Origin of the sequence: Microcosmobacter mediterraneus (assembly GCF_031846265.1) — a bacterium.
GTDB lineage: Bacteria > Bacteroidota > Bacteroidia > Flavobacteriales > Flavobacteriaceae > Microcosmobacter > Microcosmobacter mediterraneus.
In genome coordinates, this window is sequence record NZ_JAVRIA010000001.1 from 67,338 (window position 1) to 93,747 (window position 26,410).

At 32.8% G+C, this 26,410-nt stretch carries 12 protein-coding genes; 10 read left to right on the plus strand and 2 right to left on the minus strand.

What is annotated here, in order from left to right:
- Positions 1-133 precede the first annotated feature (133 nt).
- From RM697_RS00335 to RM697_RS00380, 10 genes are all read left to right on the plus strand, one after another.
- A complete protein-coding gene (locus RM697_RS00335; protein WP_311425844.1) occupies positions 134-4,957 on the plus strand; it encodes a choice-of-anchor L domain-containing protein in 4,824 nt (1,607 codons plus the stop codon).
- 118 nt (positions 4,958-5,075) lie between these two features.
- Positions 5,076-9,908: a choice-of-anchor L domain-containing protein gene (locus RM697_RS00340; protein WP_311425845.1), complete on the plus strand. Its 4,833-nt coding sequence runs from the start codon at positions 5,076-5,078 to the stop codon at positions 9,906-9,908.
- 71 nt (positions 9,909-9,979) lie between these two features.
- Positions 9,980-12,334: a choice-of-anchor L domain-containing protein gene (locus RM697_RS00345; protein ID WP_311425846.1), complete on the plus strand. Its 2,355-nt coding sequence runs from the start codon at positions 9,980-9,982 to the stop codon at positions 12,332-12,334.
- 126 nt (positions 12,335-12,460) lie between these two features.
- Positions 12,461-13,366: a hypothetical protein gene (locus RM697_RS00350; RefSeq protein WP_311425847.1), complete on the plus strand. Its 906-nt coding sequence runs from the start codon at positions 12,461-12,463 to the stop codon at positions 13,364-13,366.
- A gap of 4 nt (positions 13,367-13,370) precedes the next feature.
- Complete coding sequence (locus tag RM697_RS00355) at positions 13,371-14,828, plus strand: T9SS type A sorting domain-containing protein (RefSeq protein WP_311425848.1); 1,458 nt, start codon at positions 13,371-13,373, stop codon at positions 14,826-14,828.
- Positions 14,829-14,831: 3 nt separating this feature from the next.
- Positions 14,832-15,044: a T9SS type B sorting domain-containing protein gene (locus tag RM697_RS00360; RefSeq protein WP_311425849.1), complete on the plus strand. Its 213-nt coding sequence runs from the start codon at positions 14,832-14,834 to the stop codon at positions 15,042-15,044.
- Between the two features lie 57 nt (positions 15,045-15,101).
- Positions 15,102-17,906 carry a response regulator gene (locus tag RM697_RS00365; protein ID WP_311425850.1) on the plus strand — a complete coding sequence of 935 codons (2,805 nt, stop codon included), beginning with the start codon at positions 15,102-15,104 and terminating at the stop codon, positions 17,904-17,906.
- A gap of 304 nt (positions 17,907-18,210) precedes the next feature.
- Positions 18,211-19,524 carry an Ig-like domain-containing protein gene (locus RM697_RS00370; protein ID WP_311425851.1) on the plus strand — a complete coding sequence of 438 codons (1,314 nt, stop codon included), beginning with the start codon at positions 18,211-18,213 and terminating at the stop codon, positions 19,522-19,524.
- 11 nt (positions 19,525-19,535) lie between these two features.
- Complete coding sequence (locus RM697_RS00375) at positions 19,536-21,626, plus strand: hypothetical protein (RefSeq protein ID WP_311425852.1); 2,091 nt, start codon at positions 19,536-19,538, stop codon at positions 21,624-21,626.
- Positions 21,627-21,630: 4 nt separating this feature from the next.
- Positions 21,631-23,421 (plus strand): tail fiber domain-containing protein, encoded by a 1,791-nt coding sequence (locus tag RM697_RS00380; RefSeq protein WP_311425853.1) that lies wholly within the window; start codon positions 21,631-21,633, stop codon positions 23,419-23,421.
- Here RM697_RS00380 and RM697_RS00385 read toward each other — a convergent pair.
- Entirely contained in the window at positions 23,418-24,170 is a 753-nt protein-coding gene (locus RM697_RS00385; RefSeq protein ID WP_311425854.1) for a LytR/AlgR family response regulator transcription factor, read from the minus strand. The genes RM697_RS00380 and RM697_RS00385 overlap by 4 nt on opposite strands.
- Before the next feature lie 2 nt (positions 24,171-24,172).
- Entirely contained in the window at positions 24,173-26,206 is a 2,034-nt protein-coding gene (locus tag RM697_RS00390) for a sensor histidine kinase (RefSeq protein WP_311425855.1), read from the minus strand.
- Between the last annotated feature and the right edge of the window lie 204 nt (positions 26,207-26,410).

A 26,410-nucleotide genomic window follows, 5' to 3' on the forward strand; every position in this document is an offset into this window, starting at 1 on the left:
ATTTTAAATGTTAAAATAAATTGCATTTCATCGATAATAATTGCATTTAATCTATTTAAAGTTTAGGTTTACAACTAATATTGAAGTTAGTTTTATTAGTAACCGTTTATAACGCTTCAATTTAGCCCTAAATATGAAAAGATTTAACCGCTACCTCGCTTTACTGTCGTGCCTTTTTGCCTTTGCTTTACAGGCTCAACAAATTACAATAGACAATACACAATCACCACAAAACCTTATTGAAAATAATCTAATTCAAGGTTGTGTTGAAGTTTCCAATATATCATCTGCTGTTAACGGATCTGTTAATGGTTTTGGTAGTTTTGGGTATTTTGATAGAGCCTCATCTAATTTCCCTTTTGATAATGGTATAGTCCTATCAACGGGTAATGCAACTTCTGGAGGGAATGGAGTTAATGATGCTATCCTAAATGAAGGTACATCAGCTTGGGGAGCAGATGCAGATTTAGAGACAGCTCTTGGATTGATAGGAACTCAGAATGCTACATCTATTGAGTTTGATGTCGTTTCTAGTGCTAATCAAATACAATTTAATTACATTTTAGCCTCAGAAGAATACTTTGGTAATTTTCCTTGTGAATATTCCGATGGTTTTGCATTTTTAATTAGAGAAGCAGGTTCTTCTGATCCCTATACTAATATTGCTGTAGTGCCTGGAACTTCAATTCCAGTTAATACAAATACCATACACGATGAAATTGTTGGGTTTTGTGATGCAGAAAATGAGCAATTCTTTGGTGGTTATAATGTAGGTGATACAAATTATAATGGTAGAACTACTGTTTTAACAGCCTCAGCTTCAATTACGCCAGATGTACTATATCATATTAAATTAGTCATAGCAGATGAACGCGATACAAACTATGATTCTGCTGTTTTTATTGAAGGTAATAGTTTTAGCGCTTCAGTAGACCTAGGAAATGACATTTCTACTTGTGCAGATGAAGTCACTTTAGATGGTGATATTGGTAATCCTAATGCAAGTTACTCTTGGTTTTATAACGGAACAGAAGTTTTAGGAGAAACGCAAAGTAATCTTTTAGTAACGCAATCTGGTACATACCAAGTGGTTATAGATTTACCTTTAGCTGGTACAACATGTACTATTGATGATACAGTAGAGGTCACCTTAAGTTCTACTCAAAACGCAGGACCAATAACAGATTTTGAACTCTGCGATACTAATATGGATGCTTTAGAAACCTTTGATTTGTCTACAAAAACAAATGAAATTTTGGCAACAGTTCCTGCAGCTAATTATAGTGTAACCTATCATTTAACATCTGCTCAAGCCCAAAATAATGTAAATGCAATTACTACTCCCATTCAGAATAGTACAAGTTCACAAACCATTTTTATAAGAATTGAAGACGTAGATACAGGTTGTTTAGCCTTTATAAGTTTTAATATCGTTGTTAATCCTCTGCCAATACTCACAGATCCAACACCTTTAGAGGTTTGTGATGATGGTTTAGCAGATGGTGTTACATCGATAGATCTGTCAGAAAAAGATGATGAAATAGTTAATGGTCAGCCTAACCTTAATGTTACGTACCATACATCTCAATCTGATGCAGATTCTGGAGCTAATCCAATAAGCTTGCCTTATACTAACACAACGCAAACTGAACTATTATTTGTAAATGTAACTCATACAGAAACAGGATGTGTTAGCACTACAACTTTAGAAATTAGAGTGCTTGATAATCCAGTAATTAACACCGAAGATTTATATATAGATGCTTGTGATGCAGACCATGATGGTTTTGCAACGTTTAACTTAAATGATAGGTTAAATGATATTTTACAAGGAATAACAGGAGTTACTGTAACTTACCACGAAACATTTGAGGATGCAGAAACAGGAGAGAATCCAATTCCTAATCCAGAAAACTATGCGAATATAGATTTTGAAGAACAACTCATCTATGTTAGAGTAGAGGATGACATTACTGGTTGTGCTTCAATTGCACCTATAGAAATCCATACAAATCTTCTGTTAACTGAAACAAATATTACTGATTTTGATCGTTGTGATGCAGATAATGATGAAATAGAAGTATTTAATCTAGAGGATATTGAGATTATTATTGCTAATCAATTACCAGATATTATAATTGAGTTTTATCTCACTGAAGAGGATCGTAATTTAGGAGTAAATGCTTTGGATAAAGCAGAGTTATTTGAGCCTGTATCTTATCCAACAACATTGTTTATTACAATTAGTAATACCACCTGTTCTGAAAATGCTCAGTTTGAGATTGATCTTAACCCAGTAATTCAATTTCCTGCAATTCCAGATCAGACTGTTTGTGATGCAGACCAAGATGGTTTAACTACTGTAGATTTATCTCAGTACGATGGTGTATCTACTCAAAGTACACCAGGATTTGGTGTAAGTTATTTTTTAACTGAGCAAGATGCTATTGATAACATTAATGTATTACCAACCTCTTATGTTAATTCAACCAATCCGTTTACTGTTTTTGCCAGAATCCAATCTCAAAACACAAATTGCTCTGATGTTAATTCATTTCAAATTGAAGTATTACCTGCACCAATTAGTACTGAACCTTCAGATATTGTTATTTGTGATGATGACCAAGATGGACTTTTTATAGTAGACTTAGATTCTAAAATTAATGAGATCGTTAGTTCAACTTCAGATAGAGTCATTACCTTTCATGAAACTTTAAACGATGCTAATATTAATGTATCTTCAATAGCAAACTCTAATGCATACGAAAGTGATACGCAAGATGTCTTTGTTAGAATTGAAAACACAATTACTGGATGCCACAGTACAGAAACACTTCAGATTATTGTAAATACATTGCCAGTATTTTCACAAATAGATAATTACAAAGTTTGTGAAGACAATAGCAATGGCTTTGCAGATTTTATATTTAATACAAAAGATGTTGAAATTTTAAATGGCCAAGTTGGAAAACAAGTTTTATATTTTGAAACTCAAAATGATGCTGATAACAGAGCAAACGTTATAGACAAAAATACAGCTTACCAAAACACAAGTAATCCACAAACTATCTTTGTTAGAGTAGAAAATTTAACTGATCAAAATTGTTATGGTACATCTAGCTTTACGATAGAAGTTGGCTCTAATCCAATGTATAATCCACCAGCAGATTGGTTTGTTTGTGATGATATTTCTAATGATGGTTTAGACACCTTCGATTTAAGTTTAAAAATTTCCGAAATAACAAATGGTATTACAGAAGCTTTAGATGTAACATTCTATACAACAGAAGATAATGCTATAAATAAAACAAATGCCATACCATTAGAATTTACCAATACAGTTAATCCACAAACAATTTTTGTTAATGTAGATAATGGAACTATTTGTGATGGTATTTCTTCTTTTGAACTTAATGTGGTGCAATCTCCAGAGGTAAGTCCTGCACAGCCTTTAGTATTGTGTGATGATAATTATGATGGTATTGTTCAAGTAGATTTAACCATTGTTGAAGTAGATATTTTAGATGTAAGACAAGATGATATTGTAGTCACTTATTTTGAAACAGAAGCAGATTTAGTTTCAGATTCTAATGCTATTTCAGATCCTGAAAACTATAGCACTATCACTAATCCTCAAACTGTTTTTGTTAAGATTACGAATACTATATCTAATTGTTACATACTCACACCAATTGATATTAGTATTAACCTACCACCTTTAGTTAACGATTTCCAAGTCTATGATACTTGTGATAATGCAAGTAGTAGTTTTGATTTAACTGAAATAAATGATGCTATCGTTGATGACAATACTGATGTATTATTTTCATATTATACAAATGATGCTGATGCACGAGCAAGTACTAACACATTAAATACAGATTATACTTATACAACCACAAACGATCAGATTTTTGTTAGAGTAGAATTTAGTACAACAGGTTGTTTCTATGTATATCCTTTCAATCTTAATATTAATCCATTACCACTAGCAATTCAGCCTAATGATATTATTGAATGTGATGATGATTTTGATGGTATTTTAGAAGTGGTTTTATCTCAACAAGATATGCAAGTTTTAGGAGGGCAAAACCCAACTAATTTCCAAGTTACCTATCATAGTTCTCAGGATGATGCCGAAACCAATTTTAACACTTTAGAACATAATTATTTTGCGCTCGATGGAGATGTTATTTTCGTTAGAGTAGAAAACTTAACTACAGGATGTTATAGCGTAACATCATTTACCATTACTATTAATCCTAGACCAGATGTAGATATTCCAGATCAGGTTATATGTTTAGATAATTTGCCATTATTGGTAAGTGCCAACACCAATATCATAGGAGATTCTTACATATGGTCAACAGGATCAGGAGCATCTGAAATTGAAATTACAGAAATTGGTGAATATTGGGTAACTGTAACCTCAGAATTTGGTTGCGAAACAACCTCGTTATTTTCTGTTATTGAATCTGAAGCAGCTACTATTGAAGTCACTGAAACCGTAGACTTTTCAGATCCTAATAATATTACAGTAACCATTAGTGGTATAGGGAACTATTTATATGTTTTAGACAATGGTCTTCCGCAAGAATCACCTGTGTTTGAAAATGTTACACTAGGTTATCACACTATAACCATTATAGATCTTAATGGCTGTTCAGAAGTTACTAAAGATGTCGTTGTTGTAGATGCACCTAAGTTTTTTACACCTAATGACGATAGTTTTAATGACACTTGGCATATTGCGGGTGTTGAGACATTACCAGGAACTACAATCTTTATATACGATCGTTACGGTAAACAAATTGCCTATTTAACGAGTGATTCTGAAGGTTGGGACGGAACCTATAATGGTGCTCTAATGCCATCTAATGATTATTGGTTCTCAGCTAACGTTGTTAAGGATGCTATAGAATTTGAAGTCAAAGGGCATTTTACTTTAAAAAGATAAGAGAATAACCCTTTTATCCTTGCAAAATAACTCTTTATCTTTAATATCGTTTAAGATCATATTTTTTTCATATTTTAATAGATTATAAATGGCTGTGCTGTGAGTCATTAATCTGTAAATGAAAAAGAAATCGTTATTACTTCTTATTAGTACGTTCTGTTGTGCATTATTATCTTATGCGCAACAAATATCAACCACTACTAATACCAGTTTACAAGAGCTTATAGAAAGTAATTTTGGTCAAGGTTGTGTTGAGATTTCAAATATTTCGTCTTCTATTAATGGTAATGTTATAGGATTATCTAGTTATGGATTTTTTGAAAGAGCTGGTTCAGAATTTCCATTTCAAGATGGTATAGTCTTAACTACAGGAAACGCTAATTCAGCTGGTAATGTATTAACCACTTCACCTTTAAATGATGGCGATTTATCTTGGGGAACAGATACAGACTTGGAAACAGCATTAGGTATTGATCAAACATTAAATGCTACGTCTATTCAATTTGATTTTGTCTCTGTGGCTAATCAGATTCAATTTAACTACATACTTGCATCAGAAGAATACCAACAAGAGTTTCCTTGTTTTTACTCAGATGGTTTTGCCTTTTTAATACGAGAAGCTGGTACTAATAATCCGTTCACCAATATAGCTTTGGTACCAGGAACAACTATTCCTGTTAATACAAATACTGTTCACGAAGAAATTGTAGAATTTTGTCCAGCTGAAAATCCTGAATATTTTGATGGATATAATGTTGGTGACACCAATTATAATGGTAGAACTGTTGTGTTATCTGCAACAGCAAGCATAGAGCCAAATGTTCAATATCAGATAAAGTTAGTTATTGCAGATCAAGGCGATCAAAATTACGATTCTGCGGTGTTTATTGAAGGTAATAGCTTTGAAGCGGTTGTAGATCTTGGTCCAGATATAGAAACTTGTGCGTCATCAGTAACCTTAAATGGAGATATTGAAAATGATATAGCGACTTACGAATGGTTTTTAAACGATACATCTATAGCAGGAGAAACTAATACAACGTTGGTTGCTGAAACCTCAGGAACATATAAAGTTGAAGTTTCAATTCCTATAAATAATTCGGTTTGTATTATTGAAGATGAAGTCGTTATTGCTTTAGAATCTGAACAAGCTATTGGTGAAATCACAGATATAGTTACTTGTGATGATCCTTCTAATGATGGAGTGGACTTCTTTATTTTCACTGATAAAACAGACGAAATTATTGCGTTGTTACCTGTATCTGATTATACGATCACTTACCATAGTTCAGAGACAGATGCCGAAAATGGAACTAATGCAATAGGTAACTTTTATCAGAATGTAGAAAATCCGCAAACTATCTATGTTAGAGTAGTAGATAACACAAGTGGTTGTTTGGCCTTTGGTGAGTTTAATCTTATTGTTAATCTACTTCCTGAGCCTTTAGACTTAACACCAATACAAGTCTGCGAAGCAGAAGATGCTACAGGAGCTGCATCCTTTTTCTTAGAGGATATTACTACGCAAGTAACAGCCAACAATCCTAATCTAATAGTCTCATATCACTTTAGCGAAACAGAAGCAGAGTTTGGTTTAAATCCTATTCCTTCACCTTACGATGGTATAAATCCTACACAACAACTTTTTGTAAGAATTATAAATTTAACTACAGGATGTATCTCTGTTTCAAATATTACTCTTGCAGTAATCTCTTTACCAAATATTAATACTGAAGATTTACATTGGATTGATGCTTGCGAGATTGATGATGATGGATTTGAAGTTTTCGATATAACCTCAGAAATAGATGATATTTTGCAAGGTACTACTGGTGTCAATGTTTCATATCATGAGCTATTCGTAGATGCTCAAACAGGTGATAATCCTATTCCAAATCCGGAGAATTTTCAGAATAATACACTTAATCTTCAGATTATATTTGTTCGTGTAGAAGATCAGAATACAGGTTGTGTTGCCATTGTACAAATAGAATTACATACAGATGTTACCGAAACAGGTTTTAATTTAGGACCACTGAGTATATGTGATAATCCACCCTTTGATGATATAGCTGATGTAGATTTAACTAACATCACAGATCGTATTATTGGTGAATATACAAACGACTATACTTTTACATATTATTTAACTGAGAATGATCAGCTGAATGATACTAATGCTGTAGATACCAGTATGCTTTTCACAGTTACTGATACAGAAACCTTTTTTATACGCGTTGTAAGAGATGGTTGTGAACAGTTTATAACGGTAGATATTGAGGTTAACCAAGCCATAGATATAGAACCTTTAGACCTTGAGTATTGTGATGATGAGACCAGTGATGGTATTGTGAGCATAGACCTTAATAGTTTTAACTTAGAAGTTATCCAAGGAACACCTGCAGCAAGTGTAAATTATTATCTTACAGAAGATGATGCTATTGCTAACGAAAACGACTTAGATCAATTTTTTACTAATTTTAGTAACCCTCAACAATTATGGGTTAGAGTTGTAAATACCCAAACAGACTGCTCAGACGTTGAGCCTATTTCTATCACTATTGTTCCTCTACCAGAAGTTACGTTACCAACAGATATTTTTGTTTGTTTAAACCATTCTAATGACATAGCAATGGTTGATTTAGAAGAAAATAATGAAGACATAGTTACTGATCCATCAAACTTTAATTTTACCTACTACGAAGATTTTTTCGATGCAGAAATTGCTGAAAATGAAATTTCTTCGCCATCAAATTTTAACGCAATAACTCAGACGGTCTATACTAGAGTAGAACATATTACTACAGGATGTTTTAGTATAGTTGAACAAAATATCATAGTTAGTACCTTACCTACTATTAATGTAATTTCAGATTTCGAAAACTGTCAGGGAAATATTGCCAATGTTACAGAATTTCTGTTTAGCGAAAAAGATGACGAAATCCTTAATGGCCAAATAGATATGGAAGTGCTCTATTTTGAAACTGAACTAGATGCTGAGAATAATACCAACCCAATAGATAAATTTACGGATTATCAAAATACATCAAGTCCTCAAACTATTTATGTGAGAGTTCAAAATGTGTCAGATGAAAATTGCTTCAATACTGCCTCTTTTGATATTAGAGTAGGATCGTTACCAATTTTTAATCCTCCTTCTGATATATTTGAATGTGATGACCCTTCTAATGATGAATTGTTAACGGTTGATCTTTCAGAAAAAATAGATGAAATTTCTAATAATACACCTTTGCCACTAGATATATCGTTTCATGAGTCTTTAATTGATGCTGAGGATAATACTAATGCTGTTCCGTTAACCTATACCAATTCTGTAAATCCGCAACAGTTATTTACTCGTATAGATAATGGTACAAATTGTGTAGCTATTGCGTCATTTGAAATTAACGTTATTCAAGTTCCAGTAATTAACGAGGCTTTACCATTAGAAGTTTGTGATGTAGATTATGATGGACAAGTGGTTTTTGATATTACACAGATTGAGTTTGAAATCCTTAACGTAAGACAAGATAATATTGTAGTAAGCTATCATCTTTCACAAGATGATGCAGAGGCTAATGAAAATGAAATACCAAATCCTGAAAATTATGCTAATATTTCAAATCCACAAACAGTTTATATAAGAATAACGAATACAATTTCTACATGTTATAGAGTTGTGCCTTTAGACTTAATCGTTAATCTACCACCAGAAATAAATACGTTTAGCGTTTATGAAATTTGTGATAATGATACCAATACATTTGATCTAACAACGATTAATAATGTTATAGTTAATGATAGTTCCGACACAGTATTCTCTTATTATTTAAGTGAAGATGATGCTCAAAATCAAGTCAATGCTTTAGATACTAACTATACTTATATAACGTCTAATGATCAACTTTTTGCTAGAGTAGAATTTAGCACTACCAATTGTTTTATTACGTACCCTTTTGAATTGATGGTTAATCCTCGTCCTGAAGCAAACCAACCTCCTAATCTTGAGGCTTGTGATGATGATTTTGATGGCTTTTTAGTATTTGATTTAAGTGCTCAAAACACCACAGTTTTAGGAAGTCAAAACCCTTTAGAATTTGCCATTACTTATCACAATACTGAAGCTAACGCTATAGACGGAATAAATTCATTAGATACTAATTATTCTAGTGCTGATGACGAAGATATCTATGTAAGAGTTACTAACAATGAAACAGGCTGTTTTGAGATTACTAATTTCTTAATTACAGTAAGACCAAGACCAGATGTGGCAATTCCAGATCAAGTCATTTGTTTAGATAACTTGCCATTAATAGTTAGTGCTGATACAGGCAATGTAAATGATGTTTACATTTGGTCAACAGGTTCTGGTGCTACCGAGATTCAGATTACAGAAATTGGTACATATTCAGTAACAGTTACCTCAGAATATGGTTGCCAAACAACCTCGACGTTTAATGTTATAGAATCTGAACCTGCTATGATTAATGTTGTAGAAACTGTAGATTTTTCTGATCCTAATAATATTACGATAACGATCAGTGGTATTGGAAATTATCTGTATCAGTTAGATGATGGTGTTCCACAGGAATCTAATGTGTTTCAAAATGTAACATTAGGTTATCATACCATTACCATTATAGATTTAAATGGCTGTTCAGAAGTCACAAGAGAGGTTGTTGTCGTAGATGCACCAAAATTCTTCACACCTAATGGTGATACCATCAAAGAAACTTGGCATATTGCTGGAGTTGAGACTTTACCAGGAACCACGATATATATATTTGATAGATACGGCAAACAAATTGCGTATTTAACCAGTACGTCTCGAGGTTGGGATGGTACCTACAATGGAAATAATATGCCAGCAACCGATTATTGGTTTTTAGCCAACGTGGTAAAAAATGGTATTCAGTTTGAAGTTAAAGGTCATTTTACATTAAGACGCTAATTATAGCCCTTTAACACTTTTTTCTAATATTTAGCCTTAGCTATCTCTATCTTTGCAGTTCCAAAATTGTAATGAAAAAATACATTCTTTATTTAATATTAAGTTGTAGTTATATATGTGCTGCCCAAAATGTTGTAGTAGATAGTCAAACCTATTCACCACAACAGCTTATTGAAGATATCTTAATTGATAGCGATTGTATTACAAACGTTCAAATTACCAATGTAGTAGGAGGTGATTTTGGAGGCTCAGATCAGAGTTATGGTTTTTTTGATGCGTCTGGTACAACGTTCCCTTTTCAAAGTGGCATCGTAATGAGTACAGGACGCTTGCAAAACGTACAAGGTCCAAATACGTTTTTAAGTGACGATGATGCTCCAGGTTGGTCTGGAGATAATGATCTTGAAGTTATTCTTAACGAATCAAATACTATTAACGCTACAATTTTAGAATTTGATTTTACGGCATTAGCTTCACAAGTAAGTTTTAGATATATTTTTGCTTCAGAAGAATACCAAGAAGGCAATCCCAATACCTGTCAGTTTTCAGATTTATTTGGGTTTTTAATTAGACCAGTTAATGAAACTCAGTATACCAATATTGCTTTAGTACCAGATACGCCAACACCAGTAAAAGTTACGACAGTGCATCCTGATATTCCAGCAGGTTGTGAAGCAGAAAATGAATTTTATTTTGAAAGTTTTAACGATACTACAGCACCAATTAATTTTAATGGACAAACTAAAGTACTAACTGCAATTGCTGACATTATTCCAAATGAAACCTATCATGTAAAATTGGTAATTGCAGATGAACAAAATTTCAGATATGATTCTGCTGTGTTTTTAGAAGCTGGAGGATTTCAATTAGCTACAGATTTAGGACCAGATCGTTTACTGTCTAATAATACAGCATTATGTGAAGGAGAGACTCTATTATTAAATGCACTGGTGCCTAATGGTCCTCATGTCTATTCTTGGTTTAAAGATGGTGTTTTGGTTGAAACCTCTCCACCTAATTGTTTAAACTGTAGTTTATTTACAGTTTCTGAGCCAGGAATTTACTCAGTAGAAGTTGATGTTCAAGGAAATTGTATTGCATATGGAGACGTAGTAATTGAATATGCCGAAAATCCTGTGGTAGTAGACTCAAATTTCATACAATGCGATATTGATATGGATGGATTAACCACTTACAACTTAACATCTACAGTCTTAGACATTGCTATAACAAATGGAGATAGTACGCTATTTATTATTGATTTTTTCTTAGCAGAAGAAGATGCAGAACACTATAACACGCCAATTAGTGATCCAGAATCATTCCAGAATACAGTTCCAAATCAAATGGTGTATGCTAGAGTAGAAAATCAGAATGGTTGTTATGCAATTGCCGAAGTCTCATTAGAAATATCTAATGTGAGCTTGTCTGTTCCGCCAGTTGAGGTTTGTGATGATGAGATTGTTGATGGTATAACTACATTTTCTTTATTAGATGTAAGAAACCAAATAGAAACTTTAGTACCAGATGATACATTAATTAGTTTTTACGCAACAGAAGAAGACGCCTTAAACAATGGTACGCAACTAGGAAATACGATTCAGAACTTTGAACCTTTTTCTGATACGATTTATGCTTACGTCTTTAACGATAATGGATGTTATGTTTTATTTCCAATTGAATTAAATGTACTGTACACACCACAATTATTGCCAGATGAAGAGGTCTATTATTGTTTAAATTCCTTTCCTGAAACTATTGAAATTCAAGGTGGTGTTTTAAATGATTCTCCCAGTAATTATTATTATGAATGGCTTTTTAATGGTGCTACAACAGAGGTAAATACATCCTTTAACATCATAAATGAAGCTGGAACTTATACAGTAATAGTCACAGATCCTAATGGTTGTAGCTCGCAACGAGATATTACAGTAGTAGCTTCAGATACTGCTACCATTGTAACTATTGGAATAGAGCAAAATAATTTAGGAACTATAGTTACTGTGAACATCTCTGGAGATGGTAATTATGAATATGCTCTAGATAATCCTGATACTACATATCAAGATTCAAATAGTTTCACAGAAGTAAGTTCTGGATTCCATACGGTTTACGTAAGAGATACCAATGGCTGTGGTGTGGTAGAAACGTTATTTTCAGTTTTAGGGTTTCCTAAATATTTTACACCAAATGATGATACTTTCAATGACAGATGGAAGCCAAAAGGCGTTAATGGCGATTTCAATTCTGGTATGAAGATTAAGATTTTTGATCGCTATGGTAAACTCCTTTCAGAACAAACTAGTGAAAGTCAAGGTTGGGATGGTACGCTTCAAGGTAATCCTATGCCAAGTACAGACTATTGGTTTTTAGCAACATTAGCAGATGGCCGAATGGTAAGAGGACATTTTGCTTTGAGACGATAAGTTCTCCAAATAAATATGTAACATATGTAATATCATATGCAACATATAATATATCACTTTTGTAATGGAGCGCATAGCTTTGAATCAACTAATTCAAAGCTATGCGCTTTTTTAATTTCTTAACTCATGAAAACATTTATCATTTTAATCATTTTAAGTATTAGTTGTCAAATAGACCTTTTGGCACAAACACCAGAACAAAAAAAACAGATAGAAGAAGCGAAGCGAAAAGCTGATAGCATCATGAACTTACCACATATAAAAGAAATGATGAAAAAAGCTAAAGACGCTGAAGCTGAATTTGAACGGCTTGAAAAAGAACGAAAAGCTAAAGAAAAACTTAAGCCAAAACCTAATAATAAGCCGAAAGTTGAAACTGCAAAAAGTAAACAAAGTGATTTTTACTGGTACAAGACTATGGCCTCAAATACAGATGGAATGTTTAAAGATTGGAACTATGGTGCTGCATCGTTGAGAGCAGGTTTCTATGATAGAAAAATACGAGACTATGTGTATGTGTCATTTGGTTCAATTTCTAAAGATGGTGAAGTAAATATAAACCTACCAACCTTAGATGAGGAAGCACTTCCTTTTAAACCAATTACAACGCCTTATAGTGATGGAGACATGCTATTTTATTTTAAACATTTAAATCTTGATAATGTCAAAACAGAATGGATATCAACAAGATTTATGTTAGAAGTACATCAAGGATATACTGTTTTGGGAACCATTAAAATGGGTAATGCTATCAAACCAGTCGTAAATCTTAATGCGCCATGTTGTACTGATAAAGCAGGTGATGGTTATACAGCCTCATACATTTATGTGAAATCACCAACTCAGGTAAGTGGTTCTGTAGATTCTAAAACAGGTGGAAAAATTACGCATGAAATTAATCTAAAAACAGGTTGGAATCTTATAAAAATAGAGGTTTCTGGTACAGTTGGAAATAATCAATGGAAAAATATGAAGCACACCTCACTATCGAGTATGCCAACAGATGCTAAGTATTATTTTTTAAAAAATTAGTCGAATGAAAACAATAGTAATTAAATATTTCATTTTTATAAGCTGTACTTTTTCATCTTTAGCTCAAACCCAATTGGGTAATGATGTTGATGGCGAAGCTGCAAGTGATTTTTTTGGATGGTCTACCGCTATTTCTTCAAGTGGTGAGACTATAATTGTCGGTGCACCAAATAATGATGAAATAGCAGATGAATCTGGTCATGCACGTATTTTTAGATGGAATGGTTCCAATTGGCAACAGCTAGGCAACGATATTGATGGCTCAGCAGACGATGACGCATTAGGTTGGTCTGTGGCTATATCTGCAGATGGAAACCGTTTTGCGGTTGGTGCAAAACAAGCGTTTGCATTTGATGTTGGTTATGTAAAGGTTTTTGATTGGGATGGTACATCGTGGAATCAAGTAGGCTCAACATTGACTGGAGATAATAATGGTGATGAGTTTGGCTATGCTGTTTCACTTTCTAGCGATGGTAATAGATTAGCCATAGGTGCAATAGGCACAGATGTAAATGGAGGCAGTTCTGGCGAGGGTAGTGTGTATGAATGGAATGGTAACAATTGGCAACAACTTGGTCAAAATATTAATGGTTCAAGTGTAGGTGTAAGACTTGGTGTTGCAATTGATATAAATGATATTGGAAACACCTTAATTGTTGGCGCAGAAGAATCTGACGGAAAAGGTTCTGTACAAATTTATGATTTTAATGGTACTAATTGGATTCAACGCGGAACTAAGCTTGAGGGAGATGCAGGTTTCAACCTTTTTGGAAGTACTTTAGAATTAACTGGTGATGGAAATCGTTTTATTGCCGGAGCATTGTTTAATGATGCAGCAGGTACTGATGCTGGTCAAGCCAAGATTTTTGAGTGGAACGGAACTAATTGGGATCAAGTAGGTTCAGATTTATTTGGAGAAAACTCTGAAGACCAATTTGGTTCTGCAGTTTCAATATCTTCAGATGGAAGTCGTATTGCTATTGGTGCACGATTTCATAGTACTATGGATGGTAATTTCTTTGGCAAAACATATACATATGATTGGAATGGTAGTTCTTGGTCACTATTTGGGAATACTATTCTTGGAGAAGCAGCTGGAAATGGTTCTGGTAATGCAATAGCCTTATCAAGTGATGGCAATCGACTTCTTATAGGAGCTACTGGTAACAGTGATGCTGGTAATCTAGCAGGTCATGTTAGAATATTTCAATTTTCAACACTTGCTATTGAAGAGTTTGATCAGCACTCTATTTCTGTTTATCCAAATCCTGTAACTAATAAGTTATATATAGAAGGATTTAAAAATACAATAGCGCGTATTTACAATATTCAAGGCCAACTCATTATATCCTCAAAAATATTGAGCAATTTCCTTGATATGTCAAACCTACCATCTGGACAATACTTGCTAAAACTTGAAAATAATGAGCAAGTTAGTATGAAAAAAATAATAAAAAATTAAGAGATGAAAAAAATAATATCACTAAGTATATTTTTACTATTAGTTTTAAATGCATCAGCACAAACCATCGTGTATGTAGAATCACATACAACTACTAAAGATAATTTAGCAGCTAAGATGGAACCATTAATTAAGCAAGGTAATCCTGATTATTGGTTTTTAGCAACATTAGCAGATGGCCTAATGGTAAGAGGACATTTTGCTTTGAGACGATAAGTAGCTTTTAGTTCATATATAATATTATAGCTACCTTTAAAGTGCTAAATCTTAAGTTTGAAAAAAATACTAAGCATTGCTCTTATTTGTTTGCCATTACTAAGTAATGCGCAGTATAATATTAATAAAGATAGCCTTAAAACTTATGTAGAAAAAGCACATGCCTTATACGATGCAGGTAAACGAGATAGTTCGTATTACTATGCTAAAATAGTATATAATTTAGCAAAGTCCAATCAGATAGATTCGATACAGACACGAATAGTTTCAACTTTAAGTTATCTAGAAGCAGATTTATCCAAAGCATTTTTTTATTTAGACGAATCTGAATTAGTTGCCATTAAAAACGGTAATTGTAAACGGTTGGCAATGATGTATCAAATTAGAGGTGCAAGGTATGGACATAATAATGATGATAAAAACGCACTCATTCATTTTTTAAAATTAGATTCTCTACTTAAAAAACACCATTGTAATCATTTTTTAGACGCGATGAACAAAGTAAATATTCTCAAGATTTTTAATGAATCTCGGAGTGTTAATGATACTAGTATATTTCCACAAATGGATAGACTGATTGATAATGGCTTAAAAATTAGTGATTCTTTTAAGTTAGAAGTTCCTGCCGCAATTCTTTATGAGTATAGAGCCAATTTATTTGAAGAACGTAAAGATTATAAAAACGCATTACAAAATTACGATTTAGCTCTTCAAAATACTTATACAAATAACAACCATTTAAGGCAATCTTCAATTTATTCAGGTATTGCTGCACTTTATGAAAAATTGAAACAACAAGATTCGGCCTTAGTATATTATGTTAAGCAGCTAGAATCTATGGAAAAGACTGTTGATACTATGCAAATGGGAATTGCAAATTTTAAAATGGCTGCGTTCTATAGTAAAACTTCTAAACCAAAATTGGCTATTAAGCATGTTAATAGATCCCTGAAACTTTTGGATGAGGGAGAATATATTAGAGATGAATATTTATACGAAATTAATATGACGCTATCTAGAGCTCATAGTGATTTAGGAGATTTTAAAACAGCTTTTGAAGCTTCACAAGAAGCTAATAGATTAATAGAAGCTATACAAGCCAAAAATAATGACGAAAACGTTTTTGAATTAGAAGCTAAATACGAAACCGAAAAAAAAGAACAAGAAATTAAGTTACTCAATTCGCAAAATCTACTTATAGAAAAACAGAAGAAAAACCAGCGAATTATTTTGCTCAGCGGACTAACAATCTCAGCTTTGGCAGCGTTATTTTTATTCTTTTTGTTTAAAAGCCGAAGAAAAGTCAATAATAAACTTCGAGAATTAGATACCGCAAAATCACGCTTTTTTGCTAACATATCGCATGAGTTTCGCACACCATTAACTTTGATCTCTAATCCTGTTAGTGAAGCTGCAGAAGATGAAACACTCCCTGAAGAAAAAAGAAAACAATTTGTAGTTGCGAAGCGTAATTCTAATAGGTTGTTAACCTTGGTAAATCAGTTGCTAGACTTGTCTAAAATAGATGCTAATCAATTAAAACTACATATCGAAAAAGGTGAGCTCTTAGCATTTATTGCAGCTTTGGTTGATACGTTTTCATACAGTGCACAGCAAAAGAAGATTAATTATCTGGCAGACACAAAATGCAATACTATTGAAGCTCACTTTGATAGAGATGCCGTAGAAAAAATAATAACCAACCTAGTAGCAAATGCGGTAAAATATACACCAAATGAAGGTGAAATTGTTGTAAGCTCTGCCATAATAGATGAGCAATTTTTGTTTGAGATTAAAAATTCTGGGTCGCATTTAACCCAAAAAGAAGTGGATGCTTTATTTAATCGTTTTTATCAAACCAGTGAAGATAATAGTGGTTCTGGTATTGGTTTAGCATTGGTTAAAGAATTGGTGGATTTGCACAAAGGCAATATTGAAGTTACTATTCCAGAAAATGGATGGATACGCTTTTTAGTCACACTTCCTGTGGATTACAATACTTACAAAAATGAAACCATTATAGAGGCATCAGAAAATTTGGTATTTCCAAAGCCAAATCTAGATGAAACAAATGATGAAGATGAAGCGGTTCTTCCAGCAGACAACGATGAGCCTATACTTTTAGTGGTAGAAGACAATAAAGATATTAGACATTTATTAAAGACTGAATTTAAATCTAGCTATAATATCATCACAGCTGCAAATGGAGAAGAAGGCGTAAACTTAGCAATTGAGCATGTGCCAGACATTATTATTTCTGATGTAATGATGCCCATAAAAGATGGTATTGCCTTAACACAACAGCTAAAAAACGATGTACGTACAAGTCATATTCCTTTAGTATTATTAACAGCTAAAGCAGGCGATGAAAATACATTACTAGGAGTAGAAGTAGGAGCAGATGACTATATCACCAAACCATTTAACTCTAAATTGCTTCAAGCAAAGGTGAGAAAGCTCATTGAGAATAGGCGATTATTACAAGAACGCTATAGCCAAGAGTTGGTATTGCTACCAAAAGATGTCGCTGTAACAAATGTTGATGAGCAATTTTCAGAAAGACTTCAAGTAGTATTAGATAACCATTTGGTAGAACCATCTTTTAATGCGTCTAATTTTTGCCAAGCATTAGGTATGAGTCGTATGCAACTACACAGAAAATTAAAAGCGCTTACTGGTTTGACAACCTCAGAGTTTATACGCTCACAACGTTTAAAATTGGCAGCGCAACTTTTAAAAAAATCTAATACTAATGTCTCTCAAATAGGATATAGTGTAGGCTTTAATAATCCTGCATATTTTAGTAAGAGTTTTAAAGAACTTTATAATTGCACACCAACGCAATATGCTAATACGAATTAGGCCTTGGAACGATTTACCCTTCTAATTTATTAAATGTAACATGTTACATTAGTTATTAACCTTGTTACAATATTGATATCCTTCTTTTTTAATTGCATCTACATTTACACAAAACAATTAGGCATAAGACTATGCGTATTGAACTATTGTGAAAAAAAAAGCCTATTCAGGACATATTGATAGTATAGGTGTAAAACAGATTTACATCAACATCAATCATCTAGATAAAGGCTATTATAAACTAAAAATTGTTTACAAAAATAAAGTTATTAAAAGCACACATTTTGTAAAAAAGTAAGTCATCATGAAATATCTAATTACACTTTTTGTAGTAACAATCTGTTTAATGCCATGCTTTGCACAAAATAGCACCATTAATTACAAAGCAATTATTAAGGATGATATTGGTAATGTTATTGCTAATCAAGAAATTAATGTGCGTTTTATAATTCGCAAGACTACAGGCAATAATTTTTATATAGAAAATCATACTACAACCACAGATTCTAATGGATTAATAATACTTAGCATTGGTGAGGGAGTAGCTGCTTTAGGTGATTTTGAGGAATTTGATTGGAGAGCCAATAATTATTCTCTTAGAGTTGGATTAGATATAGAGCAAGATGGTAGTTTTATATATATAGACGACGCTGAGTTTAAATCGGTTCCATATGCATTGAGTTCAGCAGATAATTTATGGCGAAAAAACGGAGACGATGCATACATTTTAGCAGATAAAATAGGTATTGGGACTCAGGAACCCAGTGCCCAATTATCAATACAAGATTCACTCATTTCTTCTATTAAATTGGTAACACCATTTTTTTATACAGAAGGAGAAATAGCTTTTGAAAATGGCTCTAAGGATGCAGAGTATACTTTTTTTAAAATTTCGAATAAGCAAGACCGCTTTTATATAGCTGCTGACAGTGATTTAATATCAACTACGGATTATGAAAATATTTTTGAGCTTTCACCACAAGGTAACATAATAACTCAAGGTTCACTAAGATTAGATAATGGCGTTTCAGTAAATGAATTTTCAAATGATGGTACATTATCTGGTAATAGTGATACTGTTGTACCTACAGAATCAGCCATTAAAGCTTATGTTGATAATGCAACAGCAACAGAAATTAGAAAAATTGCAATCCCTGGATCAGCTTTCCATTTACATCGAATAGATGATGAGTCTGTAGATGAAACCAAAATATTTTTTCCATTAACGGGAGGTGTAAATTTTATACCTCGAGAATTTAATATTATATCTCCTGATGCAGAGTATTATATATTGGCACCTCTCATTTTGCCTGCAAATAATATACTCACAAGTGTAAAGTATGTATTTAAGGATGATTTTCTTGGCTACAATTATAGATTTTCAATTATAAAGAACTGTAGTGTTACATCAGATTTATCAATCATTGTTAACTCGAGTTCATTTGAAATAAATTCTAATGAGGTTAATTTTAGAGATGTCAATTTTTTAGAACCAATTGATCCAGATTGCTCATACTCAATAATAATTGAGATGGAAGAGAATGGCATGCTCACAAATGGCGGAAATACGTATACAGAAACTTTTTATCATGCTATTATTACCTATATAGAAAACTAATCATCTTTGCAATGAAAACAAAACTTACGTTATTAACACTCTTAATTACTATAACAACCGTAGCTCAAAACGGCATTAACTATAAAGCATTAATTAAAGATGATTTGGGTAATTTGGTTGCAAGCCAAGATATAGATATACGATTCACCCTTCAAACTTTAGTTGGGCCAAATTTTATTCCTTCATATATAGAGATTCATCACACTACTACAGATGTTAATGGAGTTGCTATTGTAAATATAGGTGAAGGTGATGAAATTATAGCTGGAGACTTTCCAGATGGCTTTTGGTTTCCAAATATTACACTCAATATAGAGATAGATATAGAGCAAGATGGCACTTTTGTTGATTTTGGAGAATCAAGTTTTTCAAAAGTACCAATGGCAATACATGCAGATAATGTGTTTAGTGGAGATTATAATGATTTAACAAACCAACCTGCAACACCTACAGGTTTAGAAAAAGTAACAGACAGTATAGATTCTGCAACTAATCTTCCAATTTATGGTTGGAGAATGATTGGAGTAAATCCAGAAAGAAGAGGCAATATTGGTGAAAACTCTGTAGACTTAAGCCACTCTTTATTTATTTCTTCTACACATGGTCCGACTGGAGAAAATTCACTTACTACTGGTGAATCTACAAAAGCTTCAGGAGAAAATTCAACTGCAATGGGATTACAATCAACTGCTTCTGGAAATCGATCTGTTGCTATGGGATATGTTACAAAAGCAATTGGCTCTAATTCATTTGCAATGGGTAGTTTTTCAAACGCATCTGGAAACACTTCAATTGCTATTGGAAACTCTTCTAAAGCTTCAGGACTTGTTGCTACAGCTTTAGGTACAGGTAATGAAGCTAGAGGGAATTACTCAACTGCTATTGGTCGTAATACATCTGCTAGATCTTTTTCTGAAACTGTCATTGGCTCACATAATACTGATTATATTCCAATAGACTCTTTAGCTTGGGCAGAAACGGATCGTTTATTTGTTGTCGGTAATGGTATAAATGGATCTTTTAAGAGGGATGCCTTAACGGTTTTAAAAAATGGAACAATCACTGCACCAAGTTTTGACATTTCTGAAATTACTGATGATAAAGCGTTAATTACAAAGGAATATTTTGACAGCAATTATGAAGTCTCTTCTGGCCTAGAATATATTGATGAAACAGATGATAGTACAGATAATGGTGGTTGGCGATTAATAGGAGTAGATGCAGCTAATTATGGACCCATCGGTTTAAATGCTATTGATTTTAGCTCACAAAGTTCTAGTATGGACCCTAAAGGAGCAACTGGTAGCTATTCTACTTCATTTGGATCAGGTACAGAAGCTTCGGGTTCTAGGTCTTTTTCTGCCGGGTTTTCTTCAATTTCTACTGGTGATTACTCAATTGCAATTGGTTTTGGATCAACAGCTTCAAATACTTCTACAATAGCCATGGGTAATCAAGCTCAATCCTCTGGATTTGCTTCAGTTTCAATGGGAAATAATACGGTTTCAAGTGCCGATTATGCCTTGTCTATTGGTAATGATACTTGGGCCTCAGGAATATCTTCTACGGCTTTAGGTGAAAACACAAGAGCAATTGCATCAAATTCAACCGCAATGGGCTATAATACTTTTGCAGTGGTAAATTCAGGATTAACCATTGGTAGATATAATATTAATGACTTTGATGGATTATTTGTAGTTGGTAATGGACCTAATGATAGTAATAGAAACAATGCCTTTGTAATAAAGGAAAATGGTGATGCTAAATTTGATGGAGAAGTACATACTACTTTCACTGGCAATGCAAATATGATCCCTATTGCTTATGGTAGCTTTGATGGTGATGATGGTACAAATCCAAATGATATATTAAGTGGTACAGGAAACTTTACTGTAACCAGAGAAGTAGACTTTACCTATACAATTTCTGTCAATGGAGAGACCTTGAGTGCTTCTAATTCATCAGCTTCAGTAGTTGTGAGTACAGATTTTTTTAGAACAGCAAATGTTACCTATTCTGGTGGAGATATGAAGGTGCATATATTCAGTAGTACTTTTAATAAAGTACCAGCACCTTTTCAATTTATCATCTATAAAAACTAAGATCATGAAAATAAAAATACTACTGCTTATTATCTTGTTAACATCAATAACAAGTTACAGTCAAAACGGCATTAGTTATAAAGCGTTAATCAAAAACAATTTGGGTAATGTGGTTGCAAACCAAACAATCGATATACGCTTCACTATACTTGTAGATGGTGCTGCTGGAGATTATATTGAAAAGCACTCGATAGCTACAAATGCAAATGGTATTATAACAGTAACTATTGGGCAAGGAGATATGGTTTTACAAGGTGATTTTCTAACTATTGATTGGACGACTAATATCACCCTTTTAAAGACTGAAATTGATATAGAACAAGATGGTACTTATTTAGAAATGGGAATTGAACCCTTTAAGTTTGTGCCATATGCCATACAAGCCATTAGTGCCATAGAAGCAGATGTTGCTAAAAATGTTACTGGTTTAGAATACATAGACGAAACTGATGATGATGTAGATAATGGAGGTTGGCGTTTAGTAGGTGTTAATTCTGGATCACATGGCGATCTTGGTATTAACGCAGTTGATTTGAGCATACAATCGGTAGGCACTAACCAAGGCGCTACGGGAAATTATTCATTTGCTTTTGGAATTCATACCGAAGCATCCGGTTCTAATTCAGTTGCATTTGGAGACGCTTCAAAGGCTTTGGGCAGTAATTCTATTTCATTTGGATTAAGTAATGAAGCTTCAGGTTCAACTTCTATAGCTATTGGAAATAACTCTAAAGCACTTGGTTTTCACTCAATAGCTTTAGGTACTAGCGCTGAAGCTACAGTAAACTATGCAATTGCTTTAGGCAGAAATACAAAGTCAACAGGAACTCATTCAACAACCATGGGCAATGATACTGAAGCTTCGGGATTTTCATCTACTGCAATGGGTGAAAATACAATAGCTTCTGGAGATTATTCTACTGCTCTAGGACGTAATACAGTTGCTTTTGATCTTGAAACATTTGCGTCCGGAACAAGTACAATTGCGAGTGGTCCTTCTTCAACTGCTTTAGGAAACAATACTACAGCAGTAGGAACTAATTCAACAAGTATGGGAATCCATACTATAGCTACTGCTTACGCATCAACTGCTATTGGTAAGTTTAGTGAGGTTGATGCTAGCGGCTTATTTATAGTTGGTAATGGCACAAGTGAAGCAATAGCAGACAGACATAATGCATTTATTATAAAAACAGATGGAAAAGTTGGTGTTAATACAACAAATCCAGCAAGTCTTTTTGAGGTCTTACATGATAACGTACTGCCTACACCAGGCAATAGAGCCAATGCTTTAAGTATAAGAAATTCGAGTACAGCTAATTCAGTTCAATTAGCAACACACTCTAACGGCTCCTTAACATTGTATACTAACGGTAATTATTTGGGTTATTTTAATAATACGAGCGGAGCATATGTTGCTGTTTCTGATAGAAAATTAAAAAAAGACATTATAGTAATAGAGAATGGTACTCTTAATAAAGTACTGCAACTTAATCCAGTTACTTACCTTATGAAAGACCAAACTGATACTAATCGTAACCATGGCTTAATCTCTCAAGAAGTTAGAGAAATCTTTCCAAGTATTACTCACTATGTAAAAGAAAGTGATTTACTCACCTTGTCGTATACAGAATTGATACCAATTTTAATAAAAGCCATACAAGAGCAACAGGAGATTATTGAAACTCAACGTCTTTCAATTTCAGAAGAAAAGAATACAAATAAAAAGCAAAACGAAATGCTTCAAGCGCTTTTAACACGTATTGAAGTTGTAGAGAATAACATCTCTAACTAAAACGCATCTAAAAAATCATTTTTTTTGCGCACTGAAACTGGCAGACTATCGCCATTAGACATTACAAGGGTGCCACCTCGTCCTTTTAAATACTTTTTCACAAAGTTGATATTGACTAGGTACGAATTATGCACACGTACAAATTGGGAATCATTTAATTTCTCTTCTAAAAATTTTAGTTTTCTGGTCACAAGGATTTTCTGATTATTATCGAGATAAATTTCGGTGTAATTACCATCACTTTTGCAGTAAATAATAGCTTCTGTTTTAACAAAGTCTAAACCTTCCATAGAAGGCAGGCCAATTGAAGTAATTGATTTAGTATTCTTTTGTAAACGCTCAAATAGATCGGCAATATAATTTTGAGTATCATCACTTTGTAGTTGTTCACTCACCTTTATTACTGCCTGCTTTAACTCATCAGGATCAATAGGTTTAAGAAGATAATCTGCTGCTGCAGTTTTAAAAGCTTGTAGTGCATACTCATCATATGCAGTAGTAAAAATAACTTGAGACTTTTTATAACTAACTGAATTAAGAAGTGTAAACCCATCCATTCGAGGCATTGCTATATCTAAAAATAGAATTTCAGGTTTTAGATTGTTAATCAAATCAACAGCTTCTTCAGGATTTTTGGTTTTTCCTATAATTATAATATTAGAACAATGTTTGGTTAACATACGTTCTATAGCACTTAATGCCATAGGTTCATCATCAATTAAAAGTGCGGTAATCTTTGCGTCAATCATGCTTACTGTTGTTTAGGTAAAATTAGTTTAACCAAAGTTCCAGTTGCTTTTTCATTGTTGTATAAATCTACAATTTCTACACGTGCTTCGTTTCCATGAATACTTTTAAGAAGTTCTAATCTACGTTCTGTAAGTCCTACACCTTGTGATTTATGATTCTTTTTATGCACATTTTGTTTTGCACTAGCAACTCTACCAATACCGTTATCTACAATCTCACAAATTAAACTGTTGTTTTTTTCAAAAAAGCGAAGGTTTAATTTTCGATCACCATCTTTGGCCATTAATCCATGCCAAATGGCATTTTCAACAAATGGCTGAAGCATCATTGGTGGAATTAGCATTTCTTCTAAATTAATTGAATCTTTAATATTAAAAGTATAATCAATAGAATAATAAAAACGTAAACTTTCAAGCTCTAGGTATAATTTTAAAAGGTCTATTTCTTCTTTTAAAGTAACAAGTTTTCGTTTAGAATAATTTAGTGTAGATCGCATTAATCGAGAAAATTTCACCAAATAATTTGAAGCATCTTCACTGCTGTCATTTTGTATAAACTCATTAATGGAGTTAAGCGAGTTAAACATAAAATGCGGATTCATTTGCGAGCGTATTGAATTTAGTTCTGCTTCTATAGCTATACGCTCTTTATTACTAAGTTGTTCTTTGTACTGGCTAATTCGAAGTTTTTCTTTTTGATTTTTTTGGTAAAAAAAGAGACCTGTTAAAATAGCAATTATTAAAAAAGAATAAATGAGAATATTTCTAGTTTTTGCCGATTTAAAAACTTGTTGATTCAAAGCTTCGTTGGATTGTGTCAATTCTTCATTTTTATCAATGTAGCTGTCAATATCTAGTTCTATCATTGCTAAGGCAGCTTGCCTTTTAGCAATATTTCTATTCTCTGAAGCTTTTGATTTTTCTGACTTAGAAATATAATAGAGTGCCGAATCTAGAGCTTTTTTGGCTTCAAAAGATTTTGAGAGCCATAACTCAATTCTTCCTGTATAAAAGTTTCTTATACTACCTCTTAATTTATATGAAGAGGTGAGAAAGGTTAAGGCTTTGTCGGGTTCACTTTTATTAAGGTGAATTTTTGCCAATTCAATTGAAGACATTACTTCAATACGTTTGTTATTATGTTTTTTGGCAAGTTTATATGTTGTTAAAAAAACGTGCTGAGCCTCTTCGATTTTATTAGATTCTAATAGAATGGTTCCTTTATCAAAACTCTTGCTACTGTAGAAATAAAAATCACCATTAATACTATCAATCTTAAGACCTAAATTATTATAATATTTAGCTGAATCGAGTAGCTTAGAATTAATATATGCTTCGGTAGCCAGTTCGTAGAAATTACCAGGCGGGAAGCCTAAAGAGCGGTGACTATTTAGTAGAGGTTGTATGCGATTCCATATTTTAATGGCATTTTTACTATCATCAAAAGAATTAAACTCCACCATTAATTTTTTTAATGACATAATCATGTCAAGGGTATCATTATTTTTTTTTGCTATCTCAAAAGCTTTTTTATTATGGTAGAAGGATTCTTTATAGTTTGCTAACATGGCATTGTAATATTCAATATTAGAATGATAGTCTCCAATATATTTATCTACTTTGCTTTTTTCAGCATAATCTAAGCCTTTATATAAAACTTTGAGACCTTCTTTAAAACTAAAATTCTCTAAAGAAATATTGAGAGTGCTGTAGAATACTGTAGCAGACAATAATTCATAGTCAATAGGATGTACATTTAAGATATCTTGTTCTAGTTTTAAGTATACCTTGACTGCTTTATGGTATTTTTTGGTAACACGCAAATGTTCAGCTAGAGCAAATTGAATTACAAAATTGTTTTTATCTGCTTTCAGTATAGCATTAATTGAATCAATATGTATCTGCTTAACATGTTTATTTAATGTTTTTAGATATTCATACCTTTCATTATCTGTCTTTAAGCTTTCATAAATCTTGAAATGATCTGATATATTTGAAGTCGTTTTTTCTTGCCCAATTGCTTTAAAGAAAGTCAATAAGATAAAACTAATAGTCAGTATTTTTTTTATTTGTCTTAACAACAAGGATTAAATTAATTAAGAATTAGAAGGTAATTATAAGCATAAGGTTTCTTAGTTCATAAATGAAATGTATAAGTGTGACATTTCTTAACCGAAATGTATCCTTTTTTACACAATCTGAAAAACCTAAAAACATATCAATTAAAAGTATTTACACCT